This is a genomic window from Arthrobacter ginsengisoli, assembly GCF_031456935.1.
GTDB classification, from domain to species: Bacteria; Actinomycetota; Actinomycetes; order Actinomycetales; family Micrococcaceae; genus Arthrobacter; species Arthrobacter ginsengisoli.
Window position 1 is genome coordinate 84,353 of the sequence record NZ_JAVDVQ010000013.1, and the last position, 16,527, is coordinate 100,879.

Here is a 16,527-nt window from a genome sequence, read left to right on the forward strand (position 1 = left end):
GATACGCTGGATGCCGTGGGCATATCGCAGAGCATCCGGACGGCAGTGATTGGCGCCGGCCCCCGGGGCACAAGCGTGCTGGAGCGGCTGCTGGCCAACTGGGCGCCCGCCGGACCGGACACCACCTTGCACATTGATGTTATCGACCCCTATCCCGCAGGGCCGGGACACGTCTGGCAGCCCGGCCAGTCCCGGCTGTACCTGATGAACACGCAGTCGTTCTATCCCACCGTCATCCCCGAGGACCCTGACCTCGCGCGCCCGCTGGCCGGCCACACCTTCGACCGCTGGCGTGAACTGCAGCAGCACCAGCCCCACCCCTCCCTCACCGCCGAGGATCGCGCCGAACTCTCCGGGCTGGGGTCCACGGACTTCCCCAGCCGGGCCCTGTACGGGCGCTACCTGCGCTCCACCCTGGACGAGCTGCTGTCCCGCCTTCCGGCCGGCGCCACGGTGGACTTCCACAACACGGCGGCGACCTCCGTCCGCCACGCTGCCGCGCCCGGGCCCGGAGACGACGGGCGTGTGCGGTTCGACGTCGGACTGGCCGACGGCGGGGTCCTCACCGTCGATTCCGTGGTCCTGGCCCTCGGCCACCTGGAATCGCGGCTCAACCCCGAACAGCGCGACCTCCAGGCGGCGGCGGAGGAGCTCGGGCTGCTGTACCTGCCTCCGGCGGCCCCGGCCGACGTCGACTGGTCGCTGGTGCCGGCGGTCAAGCCGGTGCTGGTGCGCGGCATGGGCCTGAACTTCTTCGATGCGATGGGCCAGCTGACCGAAGGCCGCGGCGGACAGTTCCTGCCCGGCGAGAATGGCGGACTGAGCTACCTTCCCTCCGGCCGCGAACCGCTCATCATCGCGGCCTCCCGGCGCGGCACCCCGTACCGGGCCAAAGCGACCCTCGCCGGGTACTACCCCGAGGCCGTGACGCTGAGGTACTGCACGGAAAGCGCCGTGGCGAAATTCGCGGAGGCGGGAATCCGGCCTGCCTTCGACCATGACCTCTGGCCGCTCCTGCACCGCGACGCCCTCTGGGCTTACTACTCGACGCTGGCGCGCTCGCAGCCGGGTGCCATCCTGACGGAACCGAAGGAGTTCCTGAAGGCGCTGGAGGAGGCGCTGCATCCGCACGCGCACTCCGCCGCGAAATGGGACGACCTGGTGGACTCCGTGCTGGAAATCCACGTCCGCCCCGCCCACCGGCTTAACCTGCTGGGGCTTGCGGCACCGCTGGCGGGGAGGTCGTTCGCCACCCGCGCGGAACTCGACAACGCCGTCGTCGAGTATCTGCTCGACGACGCCCGGCGTTCCGCCCTGGGGGAGGATGACCCGGTGAAGATGACCATCGGCGCCCTGCACCACGGCAGGGCCGTGCTGAAGACCGCCGTCGCGGACGGCGGCATCACCGATGAATCGTGGGTCGCGGGCCTGCGCGGCTGGTTCGAATCCTTTGTGGAGGGCCTGGCCAGCGGACCGCCTGCACTGCGGTCCGAACAGCTCGCTGCCCTGGTCAGCGCCGGCGTCGTGCGGTTCGTCGGCCCGGACCCGAAGTTCGGCGTGGACCGCAAAGCCGGGACCTTCACGGCGGTCTCGCCCTGGGTGGGGAACAGCGCGGACGACGCTGCCGGGGAAGTCGTGCAGGCCGTGGCCATGGTCGAGGCCCTGGCGCCGGCCAACAAGGTCGCCGTCAACCAGTCGCCCCTGCTGGAGCATTTGCTGGCCGAAGGTCTGGTCCGCCCGCGGCTCGTGATGACGGTCGAGGGAGCCCCGGTGCCGACGTCCGGACTGGACGTGACGCCGCACCCCTACCGGGCGCTGGGCGCAAACGGCTCGGTGACCGAGGGCCTGTATGTCCTGGGGCTGCAGCTGTCCGCCGTGCAGTGGGGGACCGCCATCGCGGCCGAGGCCCGGCAGAAGAGCGGACCCGTGTACCGCAGCGGCCAGCGCACGCTGCGGGACGCCGACGAGATTGCCCGTGCCATCCTCGGGCGCTGACTGAGTCCCGCCGTCGGACCACCAGAGTATGGGCATGCCCCGCCTCCGGCCCCGCGAAAAGTGGGCATGCCCCGCCTCCGGTCTCACGAAAAGTGAGCATGCCCTCCGTACGGGCTGAGCGAGGGACATATGGGCTATATGTCCGTTGCTGCAGCCCGGGGGAGGGCATGCTCACTGGTGCGGGGCTACGGGCGCTAGCCCTTGAGGCACTGGCGGTAGGCCGCCATTGCCTTGCCGTAGTTCGCCTGGCCCACGATATCCGCGGAACGCTCCGGCTTGACCGGCGCCGTGCACGTCGGCGGGACCGGAACGCTGGCTGCCACCAGGACGGCCGTCTTTACCACAGTGCCGGATTCGACGGCGGTGAGCACCAGGGTGCCTGTGCCGGGTGCGGCGCCAGCGGGAACCGCCACCGCAACCGTGGCGGCGCCCGCGGAAACCGGCACCGTAGCCAGGGTGGTGATGACGCCGTTCGCGTCCGTGAACTCGGCGCGCAGCGAGCTGTTCACCGGGCTGCCCAGCGAAGTGAGATCCAGCTTGGAGACCGCCAGGGTGATGGACTCACCGCTCTTGACCTCGGCGGTGGTGGTGTTCACCACGGCAACGGAGCGGCGCGCGAAGTCCGGCGAGACCGGGCTGTTTGCCTGCAGGTACTTGATCCACGCGTCGCGGTCCACGAGTCCGGAATCCCTGGTGTCGGTGCCGGACTTGAAGATGCGAAAGTTGTCGCCGCCCGTTGCCAGGAAGCTGAACGTTCCGATCCGGTAGGACTGCGCCGGGTCAATCCGCTCGCCGTTCACCCGGATCGAGGTAATCCGGTCCCCGGCGGCGCGGGCGCCGTCGTAGGTGTAGTTGACGTTCTTGGACAGGCCCAGCTGCTGGTAGGCGCGGCTGGGAACCGTGCCGTCCGGGTTGGTCTGCCACTGCTGCTCCAGGAGCGTCTTGAACTGCCCGCCGGTCAGCGAGGTGGTCCACAGGTTGTTCACGAACGGCAGGACCGCGTTGGCCTCGGCATAGCTGATGGTCCCGTCCGGTGCGTGGTACAGCTCGTTGCGCAGCCCGCCCGGGTTGACGACGCCGATCTCGGCACCGCCGAGTTCCGGGGTCTTGAGCGAATCAACCAGGGAGTCAGCGACGAGGTTGCCCAGGGTGGACTCGCTGCCACGGTCGTCGCGCTTGGCCGGGGAACCGGCGAACGCCGTCGTAATGTCGGCGGTCACCGCGCCGACCGGCTGGTTGCCGACCACTGCTGCGTCTGCCAGGGCTTTCTCGACGATGGTCTGGACCGCGGCGACCCGGGGGTAGTCGCGGACGAGAACGTCAGCGGGCTGCTCCAAGGTGGTGGTGCGCTGGACGTTGCCGGCCTTGTAGCTGGTGACCGACATGGTCTTCGTGTCGATGGTCAGCCGGATCTGGCCGATGAACTCGCCGTAGTTGCCGGTCTGGACGATCGGGCGGGTCTTGCCCTCAACGCCGGGGACCGGGGCATCCCACGAATACTGCTTGTGGGTGTGGCCGTTGAAGATCGCGGCAACATCCGGGGTGACCTCGGTGACCATCCTGGCGAAGGGGCCGCCGGCGGCGACTTCCTGCTCCAGGGTGGAACCCTCCGGGGCGCCGGCGCCGGCGCCGTCGTGGTTTTCCACGATGATCACGTCGGCGAGTTTGTCCGTCTTGATCTTGGCGGCGACGCGGTTGATGGCTTCGACGGCGTCGCCGAACTCGAGGTCGGCGATGCCCGCGGGGGTGACCAGGGAGGGGACTTCCTGCGTTACGGTGCCGATCACGGCGACCCTGACGCCGTTCAGGTCGAGCACGGTGTATTCCGGCAGGGCCGGTTCGGTGGTGCCCTTCTTGTAGACGTTGGCGCCCAGGTAGGGGAACTTGGCGTTGCTGCCGCCCGCGATGACACGGTCGCGCAGATCGGCCCAGCCGCCGTCGAACTCGTGGTTGCCCACGGCCGAGGTGCGCAGCTCCAGGGCGTTCAGCACATCGATGGTCGGCTGGTCCTTGGCCACGGCCGAGGCGAACAGGGAGGCGCCGATGTTGTCGCCCGCGGAGAGGAATGCCGTGGCGCCGGGGGCAGCCGCGGCCCGCAGCTTCTCGATGGTCCCGGCGAAGAACACGGTGTTGGAATCGATGCGGCCGTGGAAGTCGTTGATGCCCAGGAGGTTCAGTTCAACGCTGGCGGGGGTGGACGGCAGGTTCAGGCCCACCACCACCGGGTCGTGGTCGCTCGCCCGGAACTGGTCAGGAGCGTAGTAATCGGTCACGTTGTTGTTGTAGCGGCTGTACTCCAGTGCCACGGACTCCACCGAGTTGATATTCCAGATGTCCGCGCCGGTGACGACGGCGTTGGCTCCGGGTGAGGCGAGGATGTGGTCCAGGGAACCCACCAGGCCACCGAAGAGGTAGGAGTGCTTGGCGGACCCGTCGGCGTTCGTGGCCTTCTCGTCCTGGTTGACGTACCCGGCGGCCGTGAGGACGTTGATCGGGTCCTCCTTGGCGTAGGCGTTGAAGTCACCGATCAGGAAGACTTTGTCGGTGCCTTTGGATTTCTGCAGTTCGTCCGAGAACGCCAGCAGCGACTGGGCCTGGGCCGTGCGGGCGAGGTTCGAGGCGCCCTGGCCCTTGTCGGTGTCGTCCGGCGTGGCCGCTGAGCCCTTGGACTTGAAGTGGTTGGCGATCGCGATGAACTTCTTGTCATCGGAGGCGCCGACCGGCTTGAAGACCTGTGCGAGCGGCTTGCGGGCCGTGGCGAACGCGACAGTGTCGTTGTGGATGATGGATTCGCCCACCGGCTCTGCTGCGGACTTCTTGAAGATGAAGGCGGTGCGGATCATGTCCTCGTCGGCCAGCGGGGGTGCGTTGGCGGGAGTGCGGACGTAGTCCCAGATCCCCGGCGTGGCGATGTTGAGGTTGTCGACCAGCTTGGCCAGGGCGTCGTCGCGGTCCTTGCCGAACTGTGCCGAGTTTTCGATTTCCATGAGGGTCACAACGTCGGCGCCGGACTTGGAAATGGCGGCGACGATCTTGTCCTGCTGGCGCTGGAGGTTTTCGGCATTGGCCGCGCCGCGGGCGTCGCAGCCGCCGCGGACGGTGATCGGGTTTCCGTCGCGGTCCGTGTAGTAGGTGCATCCGGTGAGCTGGTCGCCCGTGGTGGGGAAGTAGTTGAGCACGTTGAACGAGGCGATCTTGAGGTTGCCCCCGACCGATGCCGGGGTGTCCGTGCGGGTGGTGGCGCCAAAGCTTGCCGGCTGGACCGTGTCCGCGTTGGCGGGGGTCAGCTGGGTCAGCGGCTGGAACTTCCAGGAGCTGTTGGTGTAGCTGAGCACCACGTTGGTCTTGAAGGTCACCGGTGCGCCGACGCGGACGGGGTCCGCCGTGGTCAGGTACGGCAGTTCCAGGGCCTTGGTGGCGGCGTCCTTGAGGAAGTTGGTGGTGGCGCCGTCGTCGAGTTTGATGCCGCGGGCGGCATTGGCGGCGACGGTGGCGGTGTATTCGGCCGAGCCGAACGGCGCGACGGCGGTGGGCTGCTCCAGCGGGGTGGTGCCGCCGGCCAGGCCGATTTCGCCGTACTGGTTCAGCGAGTAGTTGTCAGTGACCGTGACGGGTCCCTGCGGGGTCAGCAGCATGCCTTCGAGCGCTTCGCGGAAGGCTTCCCCGGCCGGGAGGGCAAAGCCGGTGGCCTTGACCTCGGGGGCGGCCTCGGTGAGCTTCTTCATGTCCGCCGCGGCGGCCACCGTCACCTGGGTCATGCCGAAGTATTCGCTGACGGCGCCCGTCACCTCGACGTAGTCGCCGATCTGCACGGAACCGGCTGTGGCGGCCGAGTAGACGAAGATGGCGTCTGACGCCGTGTGGTTGGCGGGGGTCAGGTCTCCGCCGGTGCCGGGGGTCTGGATGTAGTAGCCGGCGAACCCGCCGGTGGGGAACGCCGCGGTGACCTTGCCGCGGGTGGTGACCGAGGTCCCGACCAGCGGGCTCGCGGCGCCGTCGCCCTGGATCTCGGAGATGGTCCGGGCTGCCGGCGGAGTGCCGGGTCCGGGGTCGACGGGAGGATCGACCGGGGTGGCGGCACCGTTGGTGGCCTTGGGGGTGATTGTGGCGTTGAGGCTGAAGTCGGCGGAGTTGTTGTTGCTGTCCCCGCCGTTGCTGCGGTTCAGGCTCTTGACGTCACCGGTGCCGGAAGGTGCTGTGGCCGCCAGGGTTTCGAAAGTCAGCGAGCTGCCATAGCCGAGGAGATCGGCCACGTTGACCGGCTCGACGACGGAGCCGGTGCCGAGATCGGTGACGGCGGTTGCCTGCTTCGCCAGCACGACCGTTCCGCCCCCAACGGCGGGGTTGAAACCGGTGGCCGTGGTGTCAGCGGCGGGCAGGTCCAGCCCGACCGTGCCATTGCTCCCGCCCTTGAGCAAATAGAGGCCCTTGGCCGCGATGGTGCCGGTGAGGGGTACAACACTGCTGGGGACGCCGGTACCCGTCGCGGAGCGGTACTGGAGGGACCAGCCGTCCAGCGAGACCGGGGCGTCGGACGTGTTGTACAGCTCGACGAACTTGTTCTTGAAGGCCGCTCCGGTGCTGCCGCCGCTGAGGTAGGCCTCGTTGATAATCACTGGCGAACTGCCAGCCGCTGCCGGGGAGACCTCCACGGCAAACGCCGGCACAGCCGCCAGCGGGGCTGCGATGAGCCCCGCCGACAGCGCTGTGCCCAGCGCGGTCTTCCAAGGTATGTGTTTCATCCGCTCTAACTCTCATTAGGTGCCCGGGTAAGGGCTGGGTGGAAGGTGCCCGCGTGATGCCGCGGACCGGCCGGTCATTACTCCTGGTCAAGCAATTCCCGGCACATCAAAACAGGGGTGAATGAACACGATGTGTCTGGCATGTGCATTCGGCGAGACGTCCCCCAGCGGAACGCGTCACACCAGGCCCGGGAACCCCCAAGGCCCGCCCCAGGGACGGGCCTGGCGTGGCTCCGGAGCCGCGTCAGGTGGATCATGCCCGGCCACTCCGGGCCGGCATGGCAAAAGAATACCGGCCAGTAGCCCACGTGGAAGTGGCTGGCCGGTATTTCCCAGGGCAGTTTTGCGCAAGGATTTCTGAAGTTTTTCCTCAGCTTTTCCTGAGGTCAGAAGCGGGGCTCAGATGCCCCGAACCGGCGTATCTAAGAGGTCGCTCCAATGATCTTGAACATCGCACCGGTCGGGTCAGTGAGGGTGGCCAGCCGTCCGAACGGGGAGTCCTCCGGCCCGTCGATCACCTTGGCGCCCAGGGATACGGCCTTCTCGACGGAGGCGTCCGCGTCATTCACGGCGAAGTAGACCTGCCAGTGGGAGGGGACCTCCGCCGGGAGGTAGCCCGAAGCATCCATGATCCCCGCCTTGGCGTCGTCTCCGGCGCCCAGCGTGGCGTAGCGGAACTCAGGGGTGTCACTCATGACCTCGGTGTCCCAGCCGAAGACGTCCTCGTAAAACGTGACCGCTGCGGCGTAGTCCTTGGTGTGAAGCTCATGCCATGCCGGTGTTCCGGCTTCGGCGGCGAGCTCGTAGCCCTTCATCTCGCCGGGCTGCCAGAGGCCGACGGCCGCCCCGGTGGCGTCGCCGATCATGGCCATACTTCCTTGTTCGGGCACATCCATGGGTTCCACGTAGACCTGGCCGCTGTGCTCCAATGCGTTTTTGACCGTCGCTCTGGCGTCGTCGGTGCGGAGGTACGTGGACCACACATCGGGGAAGTTCGCCTGGCCTTCCTGCTTCTGCATCATTCCGGCCACGGACCTGCCGTTCCTCCGGGCCGTGATGTAGCCGCCGTATTTTTCCTGGTCGCCCGTCTCGAAGGTCCAGTCAAAAAGCTCGCCGTAGAAGGCCTTGGCTTTTTCGGTGTCGGAGGTCATCAGGTCGATCCAGCACGGCGCTCCGTTGGAGTGGTGGGGTGTGGGCATGGTGGGCTCCTGCTCTGTTCCGCGGCCGGAGGAGTGCTGCCGGGCGCCGGGAATCTTGTGGGTGGTGAAGACAAAGTGAGACTATGCCGGAGCCCCGACGGTTTCAATGGTTCCCCGGTACCGGCCCCCGGCGGGACCGGCCTGCCCGCGCCCTGCAGATCCTGCGCGCAAAAATGCCCCTGCTTGAGCGCTAGCGCTCAAGCAGGGGCATTATTCGCGGAAGGTAAGAGATTCGAACTCTTGGTACGGGGTTACCGCACACTGGTTTTCAAGACCAGCTCCATCGGCCGCTCGGACAACCTTCCCTAACGAGTAGTGTTTCATAGGCAGTCGGCAGCAACAAAAAACGCCGTGCTCCCACGAACCGGCGTCGCTCCTCCGCCTACTCTGGAAGAATGCGGTTGAGACGTGGTCTGCCGCAGGCGGATCCAGAAGGCCGCAAGAAGTCTGTTACTGATCGGGAGTTCTCCATGAAGGCTGTTTATATCTCAGAGCCGGGCGGACCCGAGACCCTGGAGGTCCGCGACGTCCCTTCCCCGGTGCCCGGAACCGGCGAAGTGCTCATCGACGTCGTCGCCGCGGGGCTGAACCGCGCCGACGTCCAACAGCGCAAGGGCCACTACCCGCCCCCGCCCGGTGCCTCGGAGATTCCCGGGCTGGAAGTCTCCGGCCGGATCGCAGGCTTCGGGCCGGGTGTCAGCAAGCCTTTCTCCGTTGGGGACAAGGTCGTCGCCCTGCTGGCCGGCGGCGGCTACGCCCAACAGGTGGCCGTGCCGGCGGGCCAGGTCCTGAAGGTTCCCGACGGCGTCGACCTCGTTACGGCCGCGTCCCTCCCGGAAGTCGCGGCGACGGTCTACTCCAACCTGATCATGACCGCGCAGCTGCAGCCGGGCGAGACCGTGCTCATCCATGGGGCCACCGGCGGGATCGGCACCATGGCCATCCAGCTCGCGAAGGCCTTCGGCGCCGTGGTCGCCACAACGGCGGGCAGCGCGGAAAAAGTCGGCACCGCCAAGGCGTTCCTCGGCGCGGACATCGCGATCAATTACGCCGAGGAGGATTTCCCGGAAAGCCTGCGCGCGCAGAACGGCGGTAAAGGCGCGGATGTCATTCTCGACGTCGTCGGGGCCAAATACCTGACCCAGAACGTGGAAGCGCTGGCGGACTACGGCCGGCTGGTGGTGATCGGCCTACAGGGTGGCGCGAAAGGCGAGCTGGACCTCGGCAAGCTGCTGAGCAAGCGTGCCGTGATCATTGCCACCGCGTTGCGCCCGCGGCCGGTGGCGGAGAAGACCGTGATCATGGATGCCGTCCGCGACGCGGTGTGGCCGCTACTCACCGACGGCCGGATCCGGCCGCTGGTGGCAAAGACCTTCCCGCTGGAGCAGGCCGGTGCCGCGCACCGGTACTTCGACAGCGGCGACCACGTGGGAAAAATCCTGCTGGTTATGTAGCACACATATTCCAGTTCTGGAATATCCCGAATTGCTTCGCGACAAAGAATAACGGTAATGTAATTCCATACGCGGTATACACGCGTCTTGGGGCGCGTGTATGCTGTCGTCCCGCTACCCTCCGGGAGCATCATGACGATCCGCCACAGCCTTCTCGCCCTTTTGCAGGACCGGCCGCGCTATGGCTACCAGCTCAGGATCGAATTTGAGGATCGCACCGGATCCTCCTGGCCCCTCAACATCGGGCAGGTCTACACCACCCTCGATCGCCTCGAACGCGACGGCCTTGTCCGCAAGGACGGTTCCGACGGCGAGGGGCACGTCATCTACAGCATCACCCCCGCAGGGCTCGTCGAGGTCCGCAACTGGTTCACCATGCCGGTGCCGCGGACCAGCCCTCCGCGGAACGAACTGGCCATCAAACTGGCCCTGGGGCTGACCCTTCCCGGCGTAGACGTGGGCGCCGCTATCCATGCCCAGCGGGCCGTATCCATCCGGGCCCTGCAGGAGTACACCAAGGCCCGGCGGGACATGGCATCCCAGCACCGGGCCACGGACACGGCCCGGCTGTTGGTGCTGGATTCCCTCATCTTCCAGACCGAGGCCGAGGTACGCTGGCTGGACCTCTGCGAAGCCCGGCTCATGCAGCTGGCCGGGCCATCCGCCTGATACCCAGGCAGGCAGGGCACACCGCGGGTATTTCCAAGTAACCCCACCGGTGGCCCGGCCTGCCGTTCACCGCGCCGGCCCGGCCGTTCATCGACCCGGCGGGCCGGCTGACGCAGAGCCATACCCAAGAAACAGCACGATTGGTAGGGTACTTTGGGGCACGTTTTTCGAGTGGATTTGCCCCGTTGGGGTTTCTCTAGGAGGAGACATGGGCACAATGCCAGATGGCACGCCAAAGAACGTATTAGTCGACGACGGCCTAACGCCGGACCCGACGCTGCCGTCCACGGCCTTGGACGCCTCCGCGGCCGAGGCAGAGGACCGCAAATGGACGCCGACCAAGATCGCAGTCTGGGCGGCAATCTCCCTGCTGGGCGGCGTGGCGTGGTTCATGCTCGCGATTGTCCGCGGTGAAACGGTCAACGCCATCTGGTTCGTGTTCGCCGCAGTGTGCACGTACCTGATCGGCTACCGGTTCTACTCCAAGGTCATTGAGCGGTACCTGCTCAAGCCGAATGACCGCCGGGCCACTCCCGCAGAGTACAAGGCAGACGGCAGGGACTACGTCCGCACGGACCGCAACGTCCTCTTCGGCCACCACTTCGCCGCCATCGCCGGCGCCGGACCCCTGGTCGGCCCGATCCTCGCAGCCCAGATGGGCTACCTCCCGGGCACCATCTGGATCATCATCGGCGTCGTGTTCGCCGGAGCCGTCCAGGACTACGTCGTGATGTTCTTCTCCATGCGCCGCGGCGGACGCTCCCTGGGCCAGATGGCCCGCGAGGAACTCGGTGTCATCGGCGGCACCGCCGCGCTGGTCGCCACCCTGCTGATCATGGTGATCATCGTCGCCATCCTGGCCCTCGTCGTCGTCAACGCCCTGGCTGAAAGCCCGTGGGGCGTCTTCTCCGTCGGGATGACCATCCCGATTGCCCTCTTTATGGGCGTCTACTTGCGCTTCATCCGCCCCGGCAAGATTATGGAAGTTTCCCTGATCGGGTTCGCGCTGCTGATGGCCGCCATCATCGGCGGCGGCGCCGTCGCCGCCACCGAATGGGGCCATGCCTTCTTCACCCTGGACAAGGTCACCATCGCCTGGGCGCTCATCATCTACGGTTTCGTCGCCGCGATCCTGCCGGTCTGGCTGCTGCTGGCTCCGCGGGACTACCTCTCCACGTTCATGAAGATCGGCGTCATCGTGATGCTGGCGCTGGCTGTCATTGTGGTCCGCCCGGAAATCTCGGTCCCGGCCTTCAGCGAATTCGCCAGCGGCGACAACGGACCGGTCTTCCCGGGCGCGCTGTTCCCGTTCCTCTTCGTCACGATCGCCTGTGGTGCGCTCTCGGGATTCCACGCCCTGATCAGCTCCGGCACCACGCCGAAGCTGATCGAGAAGGAACGCCAGACCCGCTACATCGGGTACGGCGGAATGCTGATGGAGTCCTTCGTGGCCATCATGGCCCTCGTTGCGGCAATCTCCATTGATCGCGGGCTCTACTTCGCGATGAACGCCCCGGTGGCGCTCACCGGCGGAACCGTAGAATCCGCGGCCGCCTGGGTCAACAGCCTTGGACTGGCCGGCGTGAACATCAGCCCGAACATGTTGGCCGAGACCGCCGCCAACGTCGGCGAAGCCAGCATCGTGTCCCGCACCGGCGGTGCGCCCACGCTGGCCGTGGGCCTTGCGTACATCATGCAGCAGTTCATTGGCGGCACCGCCATGATGGGCTTCTGGTACCACTTCGCCATCATGTTCGAGGCGCTGTTCATCCTCACCGCGGTCGACGCCGGCACCCGGGTTGCGCGCTTCATGCTGCAGGACTCGATCGGCAACTTCATCCCGAAGTTCAAGGAGCACTCCTGGCGCCCGGGCGCGTGGCTTGCCACCGCCGTCATGGTCGGGGCCTGGGGCGCCGTGCTGCTCATGGGCGTCACGGATCCGCTGGGCGGCATCAACACGCTGTTCCCGCTGTTCGGCATCGCCAACCAGCTGCTGGCCGCCATCGCCCTGTCCGTCTGCCTGGCGATCGCAGCCAAGAGGCGCTCCTTCAAGTTCCTCTGGATCGTGGCGGTTCCGATGGCCTTCGTGTCCGTCGTGACCATCACGGCCAGCTACCAGAAGATCTTCTCCTCCACCCCGGCGGTTGGCTACTTCGCCAACAACGCAGCCTTTTCCGAGGCCCTCGCGGAGGGCAAGACCTCCTTCGGTGCGGCCAAAACCGTTCCCGCCATGGAGGCCGTGGTCCGGAACACCGCGATCCAGGGCTGGCTCTCGGTGATCTTCGTTGTGCTCAGCATCATCGTTATCGCGACGGCGCTGATCGCCACCTACAAGGCGTTCCGCAACGCCCAGGCCGGTCGGATCAACGCCGACAACGAGGATCCGGCGCTGCCGTCCCGTGTCTTCGCCCCGGCCGGACCGGCTCCTTCGGCGGCCGAGCGTGAGCTCCTGGCGAAGTGGAATGAGCTGCCGGCTGACCGGCGGGCCGAGAAGACTGCCCACCACTAATGCGGAGGCACAGATGAACGCTGTAGTCGCAGGGTTCCGGGGATTCGCCCGGTATCTCGGCGGTGTGATGGGTGCGGATGCGTATGCGAAGTACCTGGCCCACTACGCCGAAGCCGGTCACGGTTCCGCGCCGATGACCGAGCGGGAGTTCTGGCGGGACCAGACGGACCGTCAGGACGCCAACCCGCAGGGCCGGTGCTGCTGACCGGTGTCCGCTGATCTGCGGTACTGCTGACGGAGGGCGCGGCCGGGCACATCAGTGCCCGGCCGCGCCCTTTGTCGTCTCTGCGAGCCTGGAGCGGGTGCCGGGTGTTGAGCCGCGGGGTATTGCCCGCGGGTGGCCCGTTGCGCGGCTCCGGGCTCATGAGAGTATGAAGCCATGAGCGATCCACACGACACTCAGCCCACCGTGGATACCCCGGTCGAGGGCACCACCCTGGACTCCCGGCCAGCCGGCGACGACGGAAAAGCGGCCCGGGACCAGCCGCTGGAGCCCGGACAGGGACAACCCGTCCAGCCCGCGGCGCCCGCAGGGGCCCGCCCCAAGGCCAGCCCGCTCCAGCACCTCGTGGACGAACCCGGGAAGGTGATGCGGATCGGCACCATGATGAAGCAGCTCCTGGACGAAGTGAAATCCGCCCCGCTCGACAACGCCGCACGCGCACGGCTGGCCGAAATCCATGAACGCTCGATCAAGGAGCTCGAGGATGGCCTGGCGCCGGAACTGGTCGAGGAGCTGGAACGGATCACGCTTCCCTTCCCCTCGGACGGAACCCCGTCGGACGCGGAGCTGCGGATTGCCCAGGCCCAGCTGGTTGGCTGGCTGGAGGGGCTCTTCCACGGCATCCAGACCGCGCTGGCGGCGCAGCATGCCGCCCGCGAGCACGCCGCCGCGCAGGCGCAGCTCCGCCAGTTGCCGCCCGGAACGATGATCGCACCCGGCGTGATTATCGGCGAGAACGGCGAGCCCCAGCGCGCCGCAGCGCCCAGGCCGGGGGCGGATCCCTCGCAGCCTCGCGTCCCTGCCGACCCGGACCACGGTCCCGGCCAGTACCTGTAAGGCAGCGTTGGGATTCTTCAGCGCCGCCCGGCAGGGACGGAAAGACGACGTCGAGCTCGGCAAGGGCCTCTGGCGGCGGGCCCACGACCGGTTCACCCGGGGCCTCGACCGCTACCACCAGATTCTCGAAGGTTTGGAGGACGAGGCCCTCTATGCCGAGCTGCTGGAGATCGGCAACGACCTGTCCGCGCTCTCCGGGAGGGTCCGGCAGGTCTGCGTGGCCGCCCAGCGGTATGCGCCCAGCGAGGGACTCGACATTCCGGGGCCCCTGGCCGGGGTCCACCGCGCCTTGTCGATGGCCGGCAACTCCCTGGCGACCACGGCCGAAGCGGCCGCGATGCTCCGGCTCGCCATCGGCCCCGTCCCGGCCGGAGCGGAGTCGGTACGGCGCCGCGCCGCATCGGTGCTGGAGCAGGTCAACGACGCCGAACGGCGGCTTGAGGAGGCGGCGGCCGCAGGCTGACGGGTCAACGCGGCGCACCAGGGGGCCGAAATTCCCGGTTAAGCGCCTAGCTTAGCGGCCTCCGATTCACTGGCGGCCCGGGGCGGGCATTGGCAGGATGGCTGGATGACTTTTTCACCGGTACTGACTTTCAATGACGGCAACACCATCCCCCAGCTTGGCTACGGAGTGTGGCAGGTTGAAGACGACGTGGCCGAGAAGGTGGTCGTCCAGGCTTTCGAGGCGGGCTTCCGCCACATCGACACCGCCAGGATCTACGGGAATGAGGCCGGAGTCGGGCGGGCGATCACACGCTCAGGCCTCCTGCCGGAGGACATTTTTATCACCACCAAGCTGTGGAACGCGGACCAGGGCTACGAATCCACGCTGAAGGCTTTCGAGGAATCCATGGAGCGCCTGGGCCTGGAGACCCTGGACCTGTACTTGATCCACTGGATGCAGCCCAAGCAGGACAAGTACGTGGACACCTGGAAGGCCCTGATCGAGCTGCAGAAGCAGGGCCGGGTGAAGACCATCGGCGTCTCGAACTTCACCAAGGAAGGCCTGCAGCGCCTGATCGATGAGACCGGCGTCGTGCCGGCCATCAACCAGATCGAGCTGCACCCGTTCTTCAATCAGGCCGGGCTGCGGGAATTCCACGCTTCCAAGGGCATCCTCACCGAGGCCTGGTCGCCGCTCGGCCAGGGCGGCGAGCTGCTGGAGAGCGCGGTCATCGGCCAGATCGCCGCGAAGCACAACGCCACTCCGGCGCAGGTTGTCATCGCCTGGCATCTGGCCATCGGCAACGTTGTCATCCCCAAGTCCGTCACCGAGGCCCGCATCCGCGAAAACCACGCCGCGCTCGATGTCAGCCTGGACGAGACCGTTGTCCAGGCCATCAACGGCCTGGACAACTCGGCAGAAGGTGCCGGCCGCATCGGCGCCGACCCGGCAGTCTCCGACTTCGCCTAAGCCAGGAGAACAACCGGCGGCGCGGGCGTCCACCGCAGCGGGGCCTTCATCCGAACCGGGTGGAGGCCTTTCTGCAGCCGGATGGACGCCGCCGTCCGGCTTAGGCGGCCTGCCGGCTTTCCTGCACCGGTACCGCGTCGATGATGGCCCAGCCGTGCTCGTCCGCGACCCGGCGGCTGGCGAAGCGTTCGGCATCGGAAAGGTCATCGAAGGTCTCACTCCGGATGTGGTCGCAATCCGAATCCAGGTAGGTGACTTCAAAGTACTGGTTGGTTTCCATGAATTAAGTGTGCAGCGGGCCTCTGACACTCTGAGGTCATCCCTCCGGCGTGTTGCCAAGCCGCAGCACCCGTTCCCGGGCCAGATCCTCGGTGCGCCGGGCTTTGTCGGCGGCCCGTGCGGCCTGCTGCGCCTGGGCCATGGCCAGTTCACGCCATTTCCTGGCGGCTTTGAGTTCCTGCTCGCGCTGGGACAGCTGCTCCCGCAGGCTCCGCACGGTCCCGGAGAGCTCGTCGGTCAGCGCGGTGGTCGAGGCAAGTTGCTCCTCATGGTGACGGGCGTCCTCAGCGGCGGCCCGGGCCGCTTCTTCCGCTTCAGTGAGCGCTGCCCGGGCCCGTTGCAGCGCGGACGGCGTGGATCGCCGGGGCTCCTGCCGAACGGCCCGCAACCGGGGCTGGCCCGTTTCTTTCCGGGCAGTGCTCCCGGTCCGGGCCGACTGCCCGGACGAGGCGGGCCCGGAAGGGGCCGGCGCGGGTTCAGCCGGGGCGGGTGCGGAGGGCTCCCAGCCGGGCAACGCCACGGCACCGGCAAGATCCACCAGGTCGACCCCGTCGGCGGACAACCCCCGGAGCAGGCAGCCGGACTGCACGGCAGCCGCGGCCCCCTCATCCGCTGTCGCCGCGCGCAATGTCTCCTCCACCTCGGCCGCGATTGTTCCGCTGATCTTCCGTCCCTGCTCTTCGGCGACCGCCAATGCCGCTTTGACCGCGCTGCCCAGGAGTCGGCGGCGTTCCTGCCCCAGCCGGCGGAGTTCCGGAGCGTCGAGGGATGTCTGCGCGGCGCGCATCGACTGCCCCAGCGCGGCGAGTTCCCGCAGGGTCTCCGGCCGCCGGGACGCGAGCATGTTCACCGTCCACGCAGCCACTGAGGGTTTGGGCAGCGAACGCACCTCTTCGGCACGGGACCGCTGGCCTTGAGCCGCGGAAGCGTCTTTGGCCGCGGTTGTCCGGGCGGAGACAAAATCGTCGAACGGGACGGCATACAGGCGTGCCGCAACGTCCGCCAGCCACTGCTCTGCCATGCAAGAATCATAGAAGCCCGGCCCAGGCGATACTGCCGCAACCCGGCAAATCCCTGCGGAAATGGGCACCAATGATCGAAATGGCCGGGCTTTCGCCTTCCTGGGCGCCTGCGGACGCACCGCGCGGTCCGGACGGCTCTCCTGGCCGTAGCGGCGGCAGCCGGGGCCTTCTTCATCCATCAGAG

12 protein-coding genes and 1 tRNA gene are annotated in these 16,527 nt (G+C 67.3%); 8 read left to right on the forward strand and 5 right to left on the reverse strand.

From position 1 onward, the window contains the following. Positions 1–15: 15 nt before the first annotated feature. The gene (locus J2X01_RS14995; protein WP_310058987.1) at positions 16–1,995 is read left to right on the forward strand and encodes an FAD/NAD(P)-binding protein; all 1,980 of its coding nucleotides are present in this window, start codon (positions 16–18) and stop codon (positions 1,993–1,995) included. 194 nt (positions 1,996–2,189) lie between these two features. On the opposite strand, the gene J2X01_RS15000 is transcribed toward J2X01_RS14995, so the two are convergent. The 3 genes from J2X01_RS15000 to J2X01_RS15010 all read right to left on the reverse strand — a co-directional run bounded on the left by J2X01_RS15000 (position 2,190) and on the right by J2X01_RS15010 (position 8,241). Beyond that, positions 2,190–6,737, reverse strand: coding sequence for an ExeM/NucH family extracellular endonuclease (locus J2X01_RS15000; protein WP_310058990.1), 4,548 nt, complete (start codon positions 6,735–6,737; stop codon positions 2,190–2,192). A gap of 422 nt (positions 6,738–7,159) precedes the next feature. Beyond that, a complete protein-coding gene (locus tag J2X01_RS15005; protein ID WP_310058993.1) occupies positions 7,160–7,936 on the reverse strand; it encodes a VOC family protein in 777 nt (258 codons plus the stop codon). Between the two features lie 217 nt (positions 7,937–8,153). Then, positions 8,154–8,241 (reverse strand) — tRNA-Ser (locus tag J2X01_RS15010). 165 nt (positions 8,242–8,406) lie between these two features. Between J2X01_RS15010 and J2X01_RS15015 the strand changes: the two genes are divergently transcribed. The 7 genes from J2X01_RS15015 to J2X01_RS15045 all read left to right on the forward strand — a co-directional run bounded on the left by J2X01_RS15015 (position 8,407) and on the right by J2X01_RS15045 (position 15,042). Beyond that, a complete protein-coding gene (locus tag J2X01_RS15015; protein WP_310058996.1) occupies positions 8,407–9,390 on the forward strand; it encodes an NAD(P)H-quinone oxidoreductase in 984 nt (327 codons plus the stop codon). Between the two features lie 132 nt (positions 9,391–9,522). Beyond that, the gene (locus J2X01_RS15020) at positions 9,523–10,059 is read left to right on the forward strand and encodes a PadR family transcriptional regulator (protein ID WP_310058999.1); all 537 of its coding nucleotides are present in this window, start codon (positions 9,523–9,525) and stop codon (positions 10,057–10,059) included. 208 nt (positions 10,060–10,267) lie between these two features. Next, complete coding sequence (locus J2X01_RS15025; protein WP_310059002.1) at positions 10,268–12,568, forward strand: carbon starvation CstA family protein; 2,301 nt, start codon at positions 10,268–10,270, stop codon at positions 12,566–12,568. 13 nt (positions 12,569–12,581) lie between these two features. Further along, complete coding sequence (locus tag J2X01_RS15030; protein ID WP_310059005.1) at positions 12,582–12,773, forward strand: YbdD/YjiX family protein; 192 nt, start codon at positions 12,582–12,584, stop codon at positions 12,771–12,773. Positions 12,774–12,947: 174 nt separating this feature from the next. Next, the gene (locus tag J2X01_RS15035) at positions 12,948–13,628 is read left to right on the forward strand and encodes a bacterial proteasome activator family protein (RefSeq protein ID WP_310059007.1); all 681 of its coding nucleotides are present in this window, start codon (positions 12,948–12,950) and stop codon (positions 13,626–13,628) included. Positions 13,629–13,635: 7 nt separating this feature from the next. Beyond that, entirely contained in the window at positions 13,636–14,091 is a 456-nt protein-coding gene (locus J2X01_RS15040; RefSeq protein ID WP_310059011.1) for a hypothetical protein, read from the forward strand. A 105-nt stretch (positions 14,092–14,196) separates the two neighbouring features. Continuing rightward, complete coding sequence (locus J2X01_RS15045; protein ID WP_310059014.1) at positions 14,197–15,042, forward strand: aldo/keto reductase; 846 nt, start codon at positions 14,197–14,199, stop codon at positions 15,040–15,042. 100 nt (positions 15,043–15,142) lie between these two features. On the opposite strand, the gene J2X01_RS15050 is transcribed toward J2X01_RS15045, so the two are convergent. Together J2X01_RS15050 and J2X01_RS15055 are read right to left on the reverse strand one after the other, a co-directional pair. Beyond that, on the reverse strand, positions 15,143–15,322 hold the full coding sequence (locus J2X01_RS15050; protein ID WP_310059016.1) for a hypothetical protein: 180 nt from the start codon (positions 15,320–15,322) through the stop codon (positions 15,143–15,145). A gap of 36 nt (positions 15,323–15,358) precedes the next feature. After that, positions 15,359–16,342: a hypothetical protein gene (locus J2X01_RS15055; protein WP_310059018.1), complete on the reverse strand. Its 984-nt coding sequence runs from the start codon at positions 16,340–16,342 to the stop codon at positions 15,359–15,361. Positions 16,343–16,527 lie beyond the last annotated feature (185 nt).